Genomic DNA, 16,706 nt, shown 5'->3' on the forward strand with positions numbered 1-16,706 from the left:
CAAGCTGTCAGGTAAACGAGGTATTTGCCCTGAAATTTAAGTGCTTACACACGCCGTTACAGCTGGGCGAAACGCCAGTATTGGACGTTGTGTGTAGGACTTTTCAAATCTACATGAGAATTACTATAAATTAGACGGCCTCAAACTGCCATCACCGCATTGCCCGCGCCGGCGGCTCCGCGCCTGCCAGGGTGAATCCGGTGCGGGGCTTAAATTTTTTTTCATGGTCCTCGTTTCCTATCAACACATGGCCTGTTGTTCAGCAGGTCGCCCAGGCTTTCCGCCCCATCGCCACGGGGCTTATCCAGAGGACACTGGAATGACACAGGCAATTGCATCGCCCGCGGTTCACGACCTGATCGGTATTGGTTTCGGTCCCTCGAACCTGGCGCTGGCCATCGCCCTGCAAGAGCGCGAGAAAGCCCAGGGTAAGCTCGATGTGCTGTTTCTCGACAAGCAGGCCGACTACCGCTGGCACGGCAATACCCTGGTGAGCCAGAGCGAGCTGCAGATTTCCTTCCTCAAGGACCTGGTGACCCTGCGCAACCCCACCAGCCCGTACTCTTTCGTCAATTACCTCAAGGCCCACGGGCGCCTGGTGGACTTTATCAACCTGGGCACCTTCTACCCGTGTCGCATGGAGTACAACGACTACCTGCGCTGGGTCGCCGGGCAATTTACCGAGCAAAGCCGCTATGGCGAGGAAGTGCTGGCCATCGAGCCGATCCTGCATCAGCAGCAGGTCGAGGCGCTGCGGGTGATCTCCCGCGATGCCCATGGCGAGCAACTGGTGCGCACCGCACGTTCGGTGGTGGTCAGCGCCGGTGGCACGCCACGGATTCCCGAGGCGTTCAAGGCGCTCAAGGATGACGGGCGGGTGTTCCACCATTCCCAGTACCTGGCGCGCATGGCCCAGCAGCCGTGTGTCGAGGGCAAGCCGATGCGCATTGCAATCATCGGCGGTGGGCAGAGCGCGGCCGAAGCGTTTATCGACCTGAACGACAGCTTCCCCTCGGTGCAGGTGGACATCATCCTGCGCGGCTCGGCCCTCAAGCCTGCCGATGACAGCCCGTTCGTCAACGAAGTGTTCTCCCCGGAGTTCACCGACCTGGTGTTCCAGCAGCCCAGCAGCGAGCGCGAACGGCTGGTCAACGAGTACCACAACACCAACTATTCGGTGGTGGACCTGGACCTGATCGAGCGCATCTACGGGATTTTCTACCGGCAGAAAGTCTCCGGCATCGCCCGCCACGCATTCCGCACCCTGACCACCGTGGAAAAAGCCAGCGCCGGGCCCTTGGGCATCGAGTTGCTGGTACGTCACAACGCCACCGGTGAGACCGTGATCAACCACTACGATGCGGTGGTCCTGGCCACAGGTTATGAACGGCAGATGCATCGCCAGTTGCTGGCGCCGCTGGAGGCCTATATGGGTGACTTTGAAGTCAGCCGCGATTACCGCGTGGTCACCGACGAGCGCTGCAAGGCGGGCATCTACATGCAGGGTTTCAGCCAGGCCAGCCATGGCTTGAGCGATACGTTGCTGTCGATCCTGCCGATTCGCGCCGATGAGATTGCTGCCTCGCTGCACGAGCATGACCGCAGCCTGGGCCAGGCGCGCTCGGTGCGTGATGTGCTGCTGGCCACCGCGAGCTGACAGCGTTGCAGATCGTTCCCGCGCCCGCGGGAGCGATGCCTGGCTGAACCCTGGCTGAAGAACCCGGCGATTCGCCGCACTGTCACTTTCCTCCCGCAGACTGCGGGCGTAAGCTGCGCCGGTTTTCAACCATAGCGCAGACCTTCGTGAACAGACTTTCGAGTGACAGTTGTCGACCAGGCTTGGCCAGCTGACGCGCATCCCCGTGCCGTTGCCTCGCCGATCAAGCGAGAAGCGGCCTTTGGGTAGCGAACCGTCCTGGTTCCTGCCTGATCCCCCTTTTTTCGACGCTGATTCTGCGGGCAATCAAAGGGAGATTCATCATGCAAGCCCTCAACAATATCAATCTGGATTCCCTGATCGACACCGTGGTCAGCCTCAGCGCGGCTTTCATCCTGGGTGGGCTGATCGGCTTTGAGCGCCAGTTCCGCCAGCGCACGGCGGGGCTGCGCACCAACGTGCTGGTGGCGGTGGGGGCGGCGATCTTTGTCGACATGGCCAACCGCCTGGCCGGGGCCGAAGGGGCGGTGCGGGTGGTGGCGTATGTGGTGTCCGGGATTGGCTTTCTCGGCGCCGGGGTGATCATGCGCGAGGAGGGCAACGTACGCGGGCTCAATACGGCGGCCACGCTGTGGACTTCCGCCGCCGTGGGCGCCTGCGCCGGCGCCGACCTGATCCTCGAGGCGTTCCTGGGTACCTGTTTTGTGCTGGCGGCCAACACCTTGCTGCGGCCGATCGTCAATAACATCAACCGCCAGCCTTTGGATGTGGTGTCGGCGGAGGTCACCAATATCCTCTACGTGATCGCCCGGCGCGCCCAGCAGCAGGCGGTGATGGCCTTGCTCGAATCGGAACTGGCGCGCTGCAACTACCCGGCCAGTGATGTCGACGTACGGCCATTTGGCACTGAGGAGGTGGAAATCGAGGCGACGCTGGCGGCCAACTCGGTCGATGGTGACGAACTGGACGCCCTGGTGGCGCGGATCTCGCAGTCGACCCTTGTGGTGCAGGCCTTCTGGAGCCCCAGCACCACCGACTGAAGCAAACCCTGCATCCCCCAAAAAGCCGCCTCCTGTCATAGGGGGCGGCTTTTTTTATTGAATTTGACTACGCTTTTGGAAGGATTAATCCTACAAGTGCGCCGGATTTTCCCTTCGGGCGAAACATCATTCCGTTGTTAATGTTGCGCCGTTGCACCTAACCAAATTCCGTTGAAACGTTCTGTGTAGACAGTGCCGCTGGTCGGAACTGGTATTTCTCACAGGTACAGGGGTTTCGTGTGATGTGTAAGGGTGTTGGCGCCCCTGAAATGAGTGGTCGCCAATGAAGCAACTAAACAATCGTGGTGTCTTCCCAGGGAGCCGCATGAGCAAAGCGCTAATCGTGGATGATCATCCGTTCATTCGTTCTACCGTCAAATACCTGTTGCGCCAGGAGGGCTTCGAGAAGATTTTCGAAGCTGCCAACGGTGCCGACGCCTTACAGATTGCCAGGGAGGAGCGACCGGACCTGGTCATCCTCGACCTGGCCATGCCCAAGTTGGGCGGGCTGGAGGTCATCAGCCGGATCAAGGCATTGGGCCTGCCCTGTAAAATCCTGGTGCTGACCTCCTATCTGGCAGTGTTCTTTTCCACTCGTTGCATGCGCGCCGGGGCGATGGGCTTTGTCGCGAAAACCGGTGAACTCGATGAGCTGCAAAAAGCCATCAAGGCCGTCATGTCCAACTACAGCTGCTTCCCCAGCCTGCCCACCAGTTCGGTGCGCAAAGACGACTTGCAAACCACTGAACAGCAACTGGTAGAGGCACTTTCCGACCGCGAGCTGATGGTGCTGCAAAAGCTCGCCCTGGGCCTGGGGAACAATGAAATCGCCAAGGACATGCTGTTGAGTCACAAGACCATCAGCACCTATAAAACCCGGTTGAAGGAGAAACTGCGCATGTCTTCGGTGGTGCATTTATCCAAGTTCGCCCAGCGCAATCATCTGATCTGAAATGTCGACCTCTCTGGGCAAGTGGCTCGCCGTACTCTGGCTGGCGGGCCTGTCACTTACCGTCAACGTGGCTCTGGGCGAGCCACAGGCTTTGCATCTGTTGGGGCATTCGAGCCTGGAAGCGCCGCAGGTGAACCTCAATGAGGCGGACTGGCGCTGGTTGCGCCAGCGCCGCACGTTGGTGATGGGGGTTTCCGCTCCCGACTACGCGCCCTTTGATCTGACGAATAACAACGACGAACTGGAGGGGATTACCGCCGATTATGCGGCGTTGATCGCCCTGGCCCTCAACGTCAAGGTCCAGGTGCAGCGCTATGAGCACCGCGACGAAGCCATCGCCGCCCTCAAGCACGCAGAGGTGGATTTTGTAGGCACGGCCAACGGCTACGAGGCGGCGGACGGCCAGTTGAAGCTGTCGCGCTCCTACGCCAATGACCAGCCGATCCTGGTGACGCGGGTGGGCGATAGCCAGTCGCTGACGGCCGACCTGGACGGCAAGCGCCTGTCCATGCTTTATCACTACATGCAGCCCGGTGCAGTCGCGGCCTTCTACCCCAATGCTTCATTGCATATCTATCCGTCGGCCTTCGAGGCGATTGGCGCAGTGGCCTTTGGCCAGGCGGACGTCTACCTGGGCGATGCAATCAGCACCAATTATCTGATCAATAAAAATCATCTCAATAACGTGCGCATGGCGGACTTTTCCAGCCTGGAGGTCAACCCCTTTGCGTTCGCGCTCGCCGGCGACAATGAGCGGCTGCTGCGTATTGTCAATGCGGTGCTGGAGGTGATCCCCGCCAATGAGCAGATGGAGATCCTGCGCCGTTGGAGCGCCGGTAACCTGGGAGTGGTCGGCCGCGAACGCCTGCGCCTGAGCGCCAGTGAGCAGCGCTGGCTGGACAAGCACCCACGGGTCAAGGTTACGGCGCTCGACAAATTCCTGCCGCTGTCATTTTTCAACGACCGTGGGCAGTTCCAGGGCTTGAGTGCCGAGGTACTGGCGCAGGTCAGCTTGCGCACCGGCTTGAAGTTCGACGTGATACGCGGCGGTTCGCTGCCGCGCCAAGTCGAGCAGGTCAGCGAGGGCGACGCGGACATGATCGCGCTGATTACCCCAAGCATGTCCCGGGAGGACAAGATCCGCTTTACCCGGCCTTACCTGAGCAACCCGTTCGTGCTGGTCACCCGCGATGATGAGCGCAGCCCGATCACCATGGAAGATATGACAGGTAAGCGCCTGGCGGTGATTCGCAGCAGCGTACAGCGGGAAATCATCAGCCGGGAATACCCCCAAATCATCCTGGTAGACGTCGACGGCCCCGCCGAGGCCATGGCCCTGGTGGCCAGTGCCGGGGTCGATGCGTCGGTCAATGCGCTGATGATTGCGCGCTACATGATTGCCCATAAATACCGTGATCGCCTGCGTATCACCAGTACCGTGGGCGCGCAGCCAGCGCGTATCGCCTTTGGCGTGGGGCGCGGCCAGTTGGAGCTGTATTCGATCCTGGAAAAGGCACTGCTGAGTATCTCTCCCCAGGAAATGGACGAGTTGACCAACCACTGGCGCAGCGAGGTGGTGATCGACGACAGTTACTGGCTGCGCCACCGCGACACGATTATCCAGGGGTTTGCGCTGGCCGCGCTGCTGTTGGCGCTCACCCTGGGTTGGGCCATTTACCTGCGTAGCCTGATACGCAAGCGCGGCCAGGCCGAGCGCGCGCTGAGCGACCAGATGCGCTTTATGAGCGTGCTGATCGACGGCACGCCGCACCCGATCTATGTGCGCGACCGCATGGGGCGGTTGATGGCGTGCAACAGCGCCTACCTGAATGTATTCGGCTTTTGCCTTGAAGATGTGATCGGCAAGACCGTGGTCGAGACCGACACCGGCAACCAGCCCCAGTCCCAGTCCTACCATGAAGACTACTTGCGCCTGATGGAGCGCGGCGAGCCGCAGATTCACGACCGTGTCCTCAAGGTGCCTGGGGGCGCGACCCTGACCATTTACCACTGGATGCTGCCGTACCGCGACGGTGACGAGAAGGTCGTGGGCATGATTGCCGGCTGGGTCGATGTCAGTGAACGCCAGCGCTTGCTGGGGCAATTGCAGGAGGCCAAGGAGGGTGCCGACGCTGCCAACCGGGCCAAGACCACGTTCCTGGCGACCATGAGCCATGAAATCCGCACGCCGATGAACGCGGTGATCGGCATGATCGAGCTGGCGTTGAAAAATGCCGAGCAGGGGCGGATCGACCATGATGCCCTGGCCGTGGCCTCCGACGCTTCGCGGGGCATGCTGGAATTGATCGGCGATATTCTCGACATTGCGCGCATCGAGTCCGGCCATCTGTCCCTGGCCCTGGAGCCATCGAACCTGCGTGAGTTGCTGGCCTCGGTGGCGCGCATCTTCGAAGGGCTGGCGCGGACCAAGGGCCTGGTGTTGCAGGTGGCACTGGACCCGCTGCTTGACCGGCATGTACTGATCGATCCGTTGCGCTTCAAGCAGGTGGTTTCCAACCTGTTGAGCAACGCCATCAAGTTCACCGCCCAGGGCCATGTGCGCTTGAGCTGCAGTGGCTCGCCTGCGGTTGCCAATGGTTATCTGAGCCTGCGGCTGGTGGTGGAAGACACGGGGGTAGGCATCAGCGTCGAGGACCAGATGCGCCTGTTCAACCCGTTTGTCCAGGGGCGCAATACCGACCAGTCGGCGCGCAGTGGCTCTGGCCTGGGGCTGGTGATCAGCCGCAGCCTGTGTGAAATGATGGGTGGCCAACTGAAGTTGAGCAGTGTGCTGGGGCAGGGCACTCGCGTGGAGGTCACGTTGGCCCTGGCCGTGGCGTCTGCTGCCGCGGCCCATCACGAGCCGGCCGCTCTGGATGCTCCGCCGGCCCATAGGTTGAATATCCTGGTGGTGGATGACTACCCGGCCAATCGCCAATTGCTGACCCGCCAACTGAGCTTCCTGGGGCACCGCATCACTACGGCCGAAGATGGCGTGCAGGGCCTGGAGTACTGGCGGGCCGAGCGCTTCGATGGGGTGATCACCGATTGTAATATGCCACTGAAAAACGGCTATGACCTGGCGCGGGAAATTCGTGCCGACGAGCGTGCCCGTGGCCTGGCGCCTTGCCTGTTGCTGGGGTTTACCGCCAATGCCCAGCCCGAGGAAACCGAGCGTTGCCTGGCGGCGGGGATGGACGGTTGCCTGTTCAAGCCGACTGGCCTCGACGACCTGCATGCGGCGCTGGCTTCGCGTACGGCCCTGCCTTCGGTCAACGAGCCGCAGGCGGCCGAGGCGATCCAGACGATCGATCTGGGCCGCTTGCTGAAGTTGACCGGTGGCGATATGGACGCGATCAGGGAACTGCTGGAGCCGCTGCTCGACAGCCTCGCCGAAGACCGCACGCAACTGCCGGCCTTGCTGCAACAAAACCACTACCCACAGTTGCATGACCTGGCCCACCGGACCAAGGGCGGGGCGCGCCTGGTTGAGGCGCAGGCGTTGGTGAGCGCCTGTGAGGCCCTGGAAGCCGCCTGTGAACAACGTGATCGGGAGGCGTTGGCCTTGGCGGTGACTGGCGTGCAAGCAGCCATTGATCAGTTGCATCAGGCCCTGGCGGACTATTGCAACCGGGCATAAGAGTAGGAAGTGCGAGAGTGTTTAGGAGAACTCCTACGTGCAGAGGGAACTACGCTGATTTTGCTATCGAAATATGTCTGAAAAAGTAGGCCGCTCCTTCAAACCACGAGCGCTGCCTGCTCAGGGACCTGCCATGCCCACCAAAGCACTGACCATCCTGATCGCTGATGAACAGCACCTGCAACGCTTGCACCTCGAGAAAATGCTCAACCAACTGGGTTACTACCGGATCGTCCCGGTGCAGACCTTCGATGAAGTGCTGATCCTGACCGATATTCCAGCCGAGCCATTCGATGTGCTGATTATCAATGCGGGCCTGGCCGCCAGCGCGGGTGACGCACTGGCGTTCCAGCAGGTGCGCCATGTGCTGGTCTATGACGACCAGCACAGCGGGGCGCCGGCCTCCCAGGCGATGATGCGTTTGCCGGGGTCGCCCGACAGCCTCACCCTGGAGCACTTCATGGGCATCATCGACCCGCCGTCACCGGCCAGCGGCTTGCGGGTCTTGCCGTGGCTGCGGGAGTTGGCGCGCAGCCCGGCGGTTTAGCTCAGTCCCACTGCGGCGCAATGCCCTTGGGGCTGGTCAGGCGCTGACCGCGCTCAAGGCCTGCGATCTGCGCCATATCGGCTTCGCTCAAGGTCAGTTGCACGGCCTTGAGGTTGCTCTGCAGGTTGGCGCGTTGGGTCGAGGACGGAATCACCGCGTACCCCAGTTGCATGGCCCAGGCCAGGGCCACTTGTGCCGGTGTGGCCTGGTTACGCTCGGCAATCGCCTGGATCACCGGGTCTTTGAGCACCTCGCCGTAGGCCAGGGTCATGTACGAGGTAATCTGGATGCCGTGGCGCGTGGCGAAATCCACCACCTTGCGGTTTTGCAGGTACGGGTGCAGTTCGATCTGGTTGGTGGCGATATTCTCGGCGCCGACGGCGGCGATGGCTTGTTCCATCAATGCCACGGTGAAGTTGGAAATGCCGATCTGCCGGGTCAGGCCCTGGCGCTTGGCTTCGAGCAACTGCCCCATGAACTGGGCGACGGGCACCTGGTTTTCCGGCGACGGCCAATGGATCAGGGTCAGGTCCAGGTAGTCGGTCTTGAGCTTGCGCAGGCTTTCCTTGAGGCTGGGGATCAACTGGCCTTCGGCAAAATTGGCGATCCAGATCTTGCTGGTGATGAACAGCTCATCGCGGGGGATACCGCTGTCAGCGATAGCCTGGCCGACCTCGGCTTCGTTCTCGTAGATCTGCGCGGTATCGATGACCCGGTAGCCCAGGTCCAGGCCAGTGCTGACGGAATCGATGACCACCTGGCCTTGCAGGCGGAAAGTGCCAAGGCCGAATGCGGGAATAGACATGAGTGACTCCTGTGGTGGCGTGAACAATGGCCTCGAGTATCTGCCCCGGGCCCCCGCGGAAACACCCACGATTGTTCAAATGACTCTTGACCACAAGTCACGAGTCGCCGGCAAGCCCGCTCCTACAGGGTGTTGAGCTGGCGCGTCAGGTCCAGCACCACTTTGCCGCTGCCGACAGTGGGCACCAGGTGGGTAAACGGGATATCGATCATGCGGTTTTCCCGCACCGCCCGCAGGCGCGACAGCACCGGGTCGCGGGTCAGCAACTGGCGTTTACGGCTGGCCGGGGACCATACGGCATCGGCCAGCAGGATCACATCCGGGTCGCTCATCAATAACGTCTCACTGCTGACCGTGACCCGGTATTGATTGATCCCGGCCAACAGGTTGCGCGCGCCGGCGGCGGCCAGCAGGGCAGTGACGAAACCTTGCTGTCCTTCGCTGTCCAGGCCGTTGACTTCACTGTCGAGGTAAAACACCGACAAGGGTGTTGCCGGCTTGGCCAGTGCCCGGGCGCTGGCCAGGTCGGCGTCCAGGGCGGCAATCAGCTCGCGGGCGCGCTGCGGCTTATGCAGCAGGTTGCCCAGGGTTTGCAGGTCTGTGCGGATATGCCCGAAATAATCCAGGGAGTGCCCGGCACAGGCCGATTCCAGCAGATACGAAGCCACGCCATTGCCCGCCAGCCCAGTGCGTGAAGTAATGCCGCTGCCAAAGGCCGTGGCAAAACCGCCCACCACCAGGTCCGGCCTCTGCCCATACAACACTTCGCTGGCCGGATAGCGCAGTGCAATCACCGACACCCCCAAATACTTGCCCTGCTTATGCGCGGCGCCGTTGTCATCCAGGTACGCCACGCCCACCAGCGCCGGGCCGGCGTCCAGGGCCAGCAGCATATCGGCAGCGTGTTGGTTGAGGGCGACAATCCGCGCCGGCGGTGCATGGGGCAGTTGCCAATCCTGCTGGCAGTTGCGGTAGTCGTGCGCAATGGCCGAGGCACTGCACAACAGGGCGATGGCAACGCCTGCCAAACGTTTCATGGATGCTCCCGGATCAACAGTTCCTCGACCACCTCGCCGCCCACCAGGTGCACATCCACCAGGCGCACGGCATCGGCCTTGCTGTGCACCCCATACCAGCAGCGCTGCGGGTACACCGTGAGCACTGGCCCCAGGTTGCAGGGGAACTGGCAATGGGTGCGCGTCAGCAGCACACCGCCAGGCACTTCGATGTGCTGGTGCTCCAAAAGGCGCCGGCGCAGGGTTTTCCACAGTTGCAGGGCGCCACGCTGGGTGCAGCGCGGGCCGGTGCACAGCAGCACATGGTGGGCATGCTCGGGGATACGGGACCAGTCGGGGTGGGTGTCCACCCCGTCGATTTGCGTGATTTCAGTCATCAGAAGCGATACGTGTAACGCACCTCCGTGGTGAACGGCCGGCCCAGGTTGTCGACATTGCTGGAGCGGCTGGTGACGTAGTCGCGGTCGAACAGGTTTTCTACCAGCAGGCTCACGCGGTGTTGATGGGCAGGGTCGAGGTAGCGATAGGCGTCGGCGTCCACCACCGAATAGTGGCCGTATTCGACTCTTTTCGAGCTGATCACATCGTGGATATAGCGGATCGCCGCGCCGGCGCCCCACAGGCGGTTCTGCGACTCGAAACCCACCCGCGAGCGGGCAAAGAAGCTCGGCACGTCATTGAGGGTGACCCCGGCGCGCGATTCGGTCAGGTTGCGGGTCATGTCCGCCTGCAAGTTCCACTGGTCGTTGAGCGCCAGCTTGGCGTCGGCCTCGAAACCGCGCACCTGGATCTGCCCCTGGCCGTTGACCCAGTGGCTATCGTCGAGGGTGATCAGGTCGGTGATCTTGCGCTTGAACAGGGTCACGCTGGCGCTGAATTCACGGTCGGCCAGCAGGCCCTTGTAGTCCAGGCCCAGCTCGGCGTTACGGCTTCTTTCCGGCTTGAGGTTGCGGTTGCCCAGCTCGTCGCCGGGTTCATTGACGAACAATTGCTCGGCATTCGGCAGCTTGTAGGCCGTACCGTACTGGCCGCGCAGGGCCCAGTTGGGGTTGAGGTCGTAGAGCGAGGTGAGCATGCCGACGGTGGCACTGTCGCCGCCGCTCATGGTTTCGTGGCGCACGCCGATGCTCGGATGCCAGTCGGGCAGGGCGTCGATCTGCGGGCGCAGCTGGGTGTACAGGGCGTGGGCCTGGGCCTTGTTGTCGTCGATCACCAGCACGTCGTCCTGGCCCTTGAACCACTGGTTGTCCGAGCCGAACACCAGCACATGGCCGCCCGTAAGCTCAGCCTTGCCTTCGGCCTGCACGCCCCAGTCGGTAAAGCCCCAGTAGTCATTGTGGTTGCGCACCACGGTGCCGCCGTCGGCGGTGTTGTTGACCCTTGAGTAGCGAGTGTCCCAGTCGTTGATATGGCCCTTGAGGAAGTAACTCAGCCGCTCGTTGATGTTTTGCTCGAAGGTCGCCGTGGCAATCTGCTGCACGCGGTCGTTGGTGGTCTTGCGGTTGTTGGTGGCGCCGGCAAAGTCCAGGTTGGCATCGGAGTACTGGTAGAACAGTTCCAGGCGCGAGTCATCGCTAAAAGACTGGATGGCCTTGGCGCCGAGGGTGGTGACTTCGTAGGAGCGTTTCTTGTCGGTGACGTTGCTCATGTCGCGGTTGCGAAAGGGCTGGTAGCCCTCGGACACGTTATGGCTGACATAGGCCAGCAGGCCCAGGTCGCCCAGGCCATTGGTGAAAATCCGCTCGGCCCGGGCATCACCCGTGGTGCCGCCAAAGGTATCGACGCCCAGGTTGGTTTCGCCGGACACCTCACGGGTCTGCGGGGTGCGCGTGACGATATTGATCACGCCCGCCACGGCCTGGGTGCCGAACAACAGGCTCTGGCCACCCTTGAGCACTTCGATGCGCTCCACGGCGTTGGCCGGCAGGGTGTCCAGGTACAGGCCCCCGTACAGGCGGTTGTTCAGGCGTACGCCGTCGAGCAGGATCAGCGTGTCGTCGTTGCGCCCGCCCAGCAGGGAATAGGTGCCGTAGTCGAACGGGCCGTTTTTCGGCGCGACGTAGAAACCGGGGATAAACATCTGCATCGCCCGCGTGATATCGGCGCTGGGGCCGGCGCGTTCGATCTGGGCGCGGGTGACGATCTCGACCTTGCTGCCGTATTGGGCCATGTCGGCCACGGTGGTGGACTCCACCGACGGTGCCAGAATGGTCTGCGGCTTGAGTTCCAGGGCGCTGTTGTCAGCCAGTAGCAGGGGGCTGAACAGGCAACCCAACAGCAGGGTTGGGCCAGAAGTGACGTAACGTTGAAAAATCATAGTCTTCTCGAAAGTATCTTCGCAGAAGCACGCAGGAGAAAGTATCGAGCACACGCCAATACCGGCCCATGCCCGCCCACCGCAGGATTTTGCCAAACACACATTCCAGGCCGGTCTCCGGGCTCTCGCGTATCGAACCCTTCACCTTCCCATGGCGCTCTGGCCACAGTGGTGTGTCGAAGGGGTCACGCGAATACCGTTGCGGGGGCAGCACCGGACTTGCTCGAACGAGCGTACCGGTTTCCCGTTTCACCTCATGCACGGCGGCATGCGGCACCTGAAACAGGGCCGCATCTGAACATTCGCCGGACCGTTCGTCAATGTGCCGAACCGATTGCGCCGCGCCGCGTGCTTGTCTGGGCTCAGCGATTGGCCGCGCGAGGCGGGTAGTGGACGGGGTAGTAGGAGAACAGCAGGTACTCCAGCGGGTTACGGATCATGGAGATGTCCGTACGATCCTTGACGGTTTCCACGCTGTCGTACTGCGCATAGGTGTCGCTCACCAGTTTGGGCCCGTCGTGCGGCCCGTGCATCTGGATGCCGGTCTTGAACTCGGCAGTCACCAGTTCGGGGCTGGGAGTCACGGTCACCGTGCCGACAAAGGCCTTTACCGGCTTGTTGATCAAGCGCTGGAACTGGGCGGCAAAGGAGTTTTCGGCGCCATTGCCGGAGTAGCACACCAGCAGGCGCACGTTGTCGAACTGGCTGGGGTCGATGCCTTTGGCCAGCAGGTGGGCGTGCAGTTGTTCGGGGGTGTGTTCGGCGCCGTCATAGAGGATGGTTGAGCTGGCGCCGGTCAGGCGCTCGGTGACGCTCAGGTCGCGGCCATGGGCGTTGATATTGAGCCGGGGTTTGCCTTTGTATTGGTCTTCAAAGGTAAAGAGGTTGCCTTTGACCAGTTGCATCTTTTCCATCGTGCCCTTCATGACCTGCAGGCGCCGGACCTTCTGGCCATTGGGGGCCTCGACAATGCTGTTGCGGCTGGCGCTCACGGGGGCGCCGACTCGCCTGGCCGCAGGCCGCGCGGGCGTCTGGAGTAACAGCATTGCCAGGTTGACCAACAAGTCGGCCATGGCCGGGGCTTTGTTGCCGGTATCGTCGTCGGCCAGGGTCTGTAGGTCACTGAGAATGCCCTGGAACTGCAACGCCACGCCGATGGCCGCGCCCGGCCCGCGCAGTGCGGGCAGCACGGCGTTGAGCAGCAGATAACCGCCCTCTTTGAGCGTGGCCCAGCGGCTTTCGTCATCGGAGACCGACTGTTGTTCGGCAATGCTGGTCAGGCCCAAGGCATTGGCGTCGTACAGGTGGTTCATCAGTTGCCCGGTTTGCAGCTTCTCTTTGAGTGTATTGGCCGCCTCGTAACCGCCGGCGGCCAGCTTGGGCTCGGCAGGCACGGTCTCACCGTCGCCCACGCCAAAAATGCTGGTGGTCTGGAGGCTGGGCTCCTTGAAACTCCAGGCCTTGTAGTACGCCCGGGTCGCGTCATCGGGCAACCAGGCCAGGATGTCTTTTTGCAGGCGGCCTGGTTGCTGGATGGCTTGAAGCAATGCCTGGCGCGTCGGAAATTGCAGCAGCGGCGCATCGGCGATCAGCGGGCGGTAGAGGATATGCGGGCCCTTGGCACTGTCCTCGGGTTCGATCAGGTACATATTGTCGACCACATCGGGGCTCTTGCCGGGGCCCGGCACGAATGCCAGTGGGCGGATTACGATCTCCTGGCCGTCGACGCGCTTGGTGCCGGGGGCGGGGTCGAGGATGGCCTGGATGTAGCTCAAGCCAGTGGTATCGACACCGGATTGTTTGTTGACGGCCAACTCCAGGGCCTTTATTTGCAGCTCTACTGGCACTTGCTCGGCAAACAGGGCCAGGCGTTCGGCCTTTTTGGTGCGCTCGTCTTGCAGTTCACGTTTGAGCAACAGCGGGTACTTCTTGCCGACGTCGGCGTCCTCGATCAGCTTCTGCAGGACACCATCCTTTTCAAGTTCGGTGACGCGGGTGTTGCCCGGCTTGAGGTAGACCTCCACGTCTCGACTGGGCAGGCCCGAGAGGTTGCGCAGCAGGGCGTCGGTGAGGCTCATGGACTCGCGATGAATGCCGCCGCTGATCACACCACCGGGCGAGGTGCCGCCCACCGCAACCTTGAACACCACCTGCAGATCCTTGGCGGGATGGTTCACCGCCTTGAGGTTATCGAAAGTCTGTTCGGCAAAGGGGCGGATATCGGGAATGTCGCTGTTGTAGGTGCGGCCCTTGTTGCGCTGGTGGATGCTTGCCAACTGCAGGCTCAGGTCATGCAACACAAAACGTTCGGCCTCGCTGGCGTTGTTGACCCAGCCCGGCATTTTGCGTGTGGGCCGCTCGCCCGCCACCGCGCCGTAGGCCGGGCTGCTGCTGAGCACGTCACCCAGGCCCTGTTCGATGAGGGTCTGTGCCTGGGCGACGAACGGATCTGCGTCGATTTTCTTCAAGGTGTTCAGGCGCCCCGTGCCTGGGGCTTGTTGGCTGAGGTGTTGCGCCCGGGCGGCGTCGAACGCGGCGTAGGAGTCATAGGGGGTGACGGTGCCGTTTGGCGCGCACAGCAACAGGATCAAACGCTCGCCGATATGGCGTTGCACCAGTAGGTTGGGGGAGGCGGTTTCGCTGGCGTCCGGGTGTTGCCGTGTAACGCTGCCAAGGGCAAATACGGTGATGTCACTGTTGGCGGCGGGAGGTGGGCGTGTCACCAGTTGGTCCAGGGTTTCGCGTTGCGCGTCATCCAGCCCCGGCTGTTTGAGCCCGGCCAGGCGCAGATTGTTGCGCAACAACTCACTGACCAGCGCCTGCCGATCGCCGGCGAAGGGCCCGGCCGCGGTGCTGAACGCCGGTTGTGCCCAGTAGCTGCGCAGGTCGCTGGCCATGGCCTCGCTCAACTGCGCGGGCAGCGCGTGCAGGGCGGCTTCAACGGCTTTCAGATTGATCGGCAGGGGCGTGTCGGGGGTGTTGCCCGTATGGGCGAGCAGGTCCGGGCGGGTGTCGACCAACTTGCTGTTGTCGGGAAAGCTCGGCGCGTCCTCGCCGCTCAGGTAGTTCAAGGCCACGGCCGTGAGGGAGCTGCGCCGGAAGTGCCCCGGGTTGGCCGGGTCGGGCTCGGCGTAAGCGATCTGGTTGATATCGAAGTCCAGGCCGGGAGAGACCTTCTGAATGGCCTCGGTGAGCAGTCGTTGCACAACCGAACGCACATCGGGTTGGCCGTCAAATTGGCGGCGAACGGTCTCGGTTGTCGGGTTGAGGGCCTTGGCAGGCCCGGCCGCAGTGGCACTGGTTGCCTGGTCGAGGCGTTCAATCGCAAGGCGCCGTTTTTGCTGGAGGGCGCGTGTGGGGGCAGTGTCCGTGGGGCTACTTGCGCTTAACGCCGGGAAACCACTGCGGTTGAGTACCGCGCAGCGCTTGAGGGTTTCCAGCAATGTGCCGTCTGCGGGTGTTTCACCATAGAAGTTCAAGATCTCCTGGAAGCGGACCGCGTTGTAGTGCGGGTGACGGACCCTGTCTGTCGACCCTGCGGCCAGGTCCCGGGCCTGTGCGACGATGTCGGCCGCGACGGCTGACCAGCCGGAGTCGTCGCTCAGGGTGAAGCGTTTTTCGAGCATCACCCCATTGGGGTCGGTGACCTGGCAGACCAGATCGCCGGTTTGCGGGGCAATGCTGACACTGGGCAGGTCAAGTTTGTGCTGTTGCGCAAAGCGCAAAAAAGCCTCGGCGTTCAACGCCTGTTCGAACGCCTGGCGGGTTTGGCCCATCGTCGAGAACGTTGGCAGCCGGCCTATGCTCCCCCCGGAGGTGCCGTGCCCAGGCAGCCGGGTTTCGGGGTGCCCGGAGCTCAGGTCGCTGCTGCACAGCCTGGCCAGAAACAGATCGCCTGCGCTGATTTTTTCCAATGAGCTCTGCTGGGGCAACGACGGGCTCTGATCGCGGGCCGCAACGGAGTCGATCGCATCCCGCTGCAGTTGCTTGGCGTGTTGGTGCTCGGGGCGGTTGTAGCGCGGCTGCTCAGAGCCTGGGTAAACCAGGGCGGCAAAGCCATGTTCGGTCTGTAGGCGGCCAATATAGGTGAGGGTGTCGGCCTTGGTATTGGCGAAGGAGTCCCCGTAGAAGTCGCTTACCACGTTGGATGACGCGCTGTGTTCACCGGCGTATTCAAACGACTGTGCAAGTGTCGGGGCCAGCACCCGCGCAGCCGCTAAAACGTCGGCGGATGCCTGGTCCCAGCCGCTGTCGTACGAGGTAAACGTGGCCGGTTTGTCGTTGACGGTGCAGTCCAGCCACCCCGACCTGGGGTTGAACGTAAAACGTGAGGTGTCGATATGGTGTTCTTTGGCAAATGTCGCAAATGGCTCGCTATTCACGGCTTGAGTGAGGCGCGACCAGGCCTGGCCGAAGGTCGAGTCGGCGGGAATAGCGTCCACCTGCCTGGCGCTGGGGCTGTCTTGCCCGCCAGGCTCAAGGGAAATGACCCGGCTCATCAAGGTGGCGGCCAACAGGCACGCCAGGTCGCTATCGGCTTGCCTGACCAATGACCGGGCTTGTTGCTGGGTGTCGAGGCTGATAAACGGCACCCTTCCTAGGGGGGTCACATCGCTGGGTTGCGCGGGTGCCGGTTGCACGCTTGGGTAGGTGTCCGCAGGGGCGAGGGCGGGGCGGGAGTCGGTCAGTCTCATGGGCATTCCTTGGACAATAGGGGAGGCTTTTTGGGTGG

Annotated in this window: 10 protein-coding genes and 1 riboswitch; of the genes, 5 read left to right on the forward strand and 5 right to left on the reverse strand. The window is 62.3% G+C overall.

Annotated elements, in window-relative coordinates; genetic code table 11:
• Positions 1-319: 319 nt before the first annotated feature.
• The 5 genes from HBO12_RS26505 (at position 320) to HBO12_RS26525 (ending at position 7,836) form a co-directional block, all read left to right on the forward strand.
• A complete protein-coding gene (locus HBO12_RS26505; RefSeq protein ID WP_169954758.1) occupies positions 320-1,657 on the forward strand; it encodes a lysine N(6)-hydroxylase/L-ornithine N(5)-oxygenase family protein in 1,338 nt (445 codons plus the stop codon).
• Between the two features lie 323 nt (positions 1,658-1,980).
• Entirely contained in the window at positions 1,981-2,697 is a 717-nt protein-coding gene (locus HBO12_RS26510; protein ID WP_170043722.1) for an MgtC/SapB family protein, read from the forward strand.
• 325 nt (positions 2,698-3,022) lie between these two features.
• Complete coding sequence (locus HBO12_RS26515) at positions 3,023-3,649, forward strand: response regulator transcription factor (protein WP_169954756.1); 627 nt, start codon at positions 3,023-3,025, stop codon at positions 3,647-3,649.
• A 1-nt stretch (position 3,650) separates the two neighbouring features.
• Entirely contained in the window at positions 3,651-7,289 is a 3,639-nt protein-coding gene (locus tag HBO12_RS26520) for a transporter substrate-binding domain-containing protein (RefSeq protein ID WP_170043723.1), read from the forward strand.
• Positions 7,290-7,422: 133 nt separating this feature from the next.
• A complete protein-coding gene (locus HBO12_RS26525; protein WP_170043724.1) occupies positions 7,423-7,836 on the forward strand; it encodes an ANTAR domain-containing protein in 414 nt (137 codons plus the stop codon).
• Position 7,837: 1 nt separating this feature from the next.
• On the opposite strand, the gene dkgB is transcribed toward HBO12_RS26525, so the two are convergent.
• The 5 genes from dkgB to HBO12_RS26550 all read right to left on the reverse strand — a co-directional run bounded on the left by dkgB (position 7,838) and on the right by HBO12_RS26550 (position 16,668).
• Positions 7,838-8,641 (reverse strand): 2,5-didehydrogluconate reductase DkgB, encoded by an 804-nt coding sequence (gene dkgB / locus HBO12_RS26530; protein ID WP_169954753.1) that lies wholly within the window; start codon positions 8,639-8,641, stop codon positions 7,838-7,840.
• A 122-nt stretch (positions 8,642-8,763) separates the two neighbouring features.
• Positions 8,764-9,678, reverse strand: a complete 915-nt coding sequence (locus tag HBO12_RS26535) for an ABC transporter substrate-binding protein (RefSeq protein ID WP_169954752.1) — start codon at positions 9,676-9,678, stop codon at positions 8,764-8,766.
• The gene (locus HBO12_RS26540; RefSeq protein ID WP_169954751.1) at positions 9,675-10,034 is read right to left on the reverse strand and encodes a (2Fe-2S) ferredoxin domain-containing protein; all 360 of its coding nucleotides are present in this window, start codon (positions 10,032-10,034) and stop codon (positions 9,675-9,677) included. The genes HBO12_RS26535 and HBO12_RS26540 overlap by 4 nt, the downstream gene beginning before the upstream one ends.
• Positions 10,034-11,974, reverse strand: coding sequence for a TonB-dependent receptor plug domain-containing protein (locus HBO12_RS26545; RefSeq protein ID WP_170043725.1), 1,941 nt, complete (start codon positions 11,972-11,974; stop codon positions 10,034-10,036). Before HBO12_RS26545 ends, HBO12_RS26540 begins: the two co-directional genes overlap by 1 nt.
• Before the next feature lie 91 nt (positions 11,975-12,065).
• Positions 12,066-12,270, reverse strand: a riboswitch (cobalamin riboswitch).
• Positions 12,271-12,336: 66 nt separating this feature from the next.
• The gene (locus HBO12_RS26550; RefSeq protein WP_170043726.1) at positions 12,337-16,668 is read right to left on the reverse strand and encodes a dermonecrotic toxin domain-containing protein; all 4,332 of its coding nucleotides are present in this window, start codon (positions 16,666-16,668) and stop codon (positions 12,337-12,339) included.
• Positions 16,669-16,706 lie beyond the last annotated feature (38 nt).

It is taken from the genome of Pseudomonas sp. WS 5059 (assembly GCF_012985525.1).
GTDB lineage: Bacteria > Pseudomonadota > Gammaproteobacteria > Pseudomonadales > Pseudomonadaceae > Aquipseudomonas.

Excerpts from the sequence above, each read along its gene's own strand:
- HBO12_RS26550 (WP_170043726.1), bottom strand. The coding sequence starts at position 16,668 with ATGAGACTGACCGACTCCCGCCCCGCCCTCGCCCCTGCGGACACCTAC.
- HBO12_RS26520 (WP_170043723.1), top strand. The coding sequence starts at position 3,651 with ATGTCGACCTCTCTGGGCAAGTGGCTCGCCGTACTCTGGCTGGCGGGC.
- HBO12_RS26515 (WP_169954756.1), top strand. The coding sequence starts at position 3,023 with ATGAGCAAAGCGCTAATCGTGGATGATCATCCGTTCATTCGTTCTACC.
- HBO12_RS26540 (WP_169954751.1), bottom strand. The coding sequence starts at position 10,034 with ATGACTGAAATCACGCAAATCGACGGGGTGGACACCCACCCCGACTGG.
- dkgB (WP_169954753.1), bottom strand. The coding sequence starts at position 8,641 with ATGTCTATTCCCGCATTCGGCCTTGGCACTTTCCGCCTGCAAGGCCAG.
- HBO12_RS26545 (WP_170043725.1), bottom strand. The coding sequence starts at position 11,974 with ATGATTTTTCAACGTTACGTCACTTCTGGCCCAACCCTGCTGTTGGGT.
- HBO12_RS26510 (WP_170043722.1), top strand. The coding sequence starts at position 1,981 with ATGCAAGCCCTCAACAATATCAATCTGGATTCCCTGATCGACACCGTG.
- HBO12_RS26525 (WP_170043724.1), top strand. The coding sequence starts at position 7,423 with ATGCCCACCAAAGCACTGACCATCCTGATCGCTGATGAACAGCACCTG.
- HBO12_RS26535 (WP_169954752.1), bottom strand. The coding sequence starts at position 9,678 with ATGAAACGTTTGGCAGGCGTTGCCATCGCCCTGTTGTGCAGTGCCTCG.
- HBO12_RS26505 (WP_169954758.1), top strand. The coding sequence starts at position 320 with ATGACACAGGCAATTGCATCGCCCGCGGTTCACGACCTGATCGGTATT.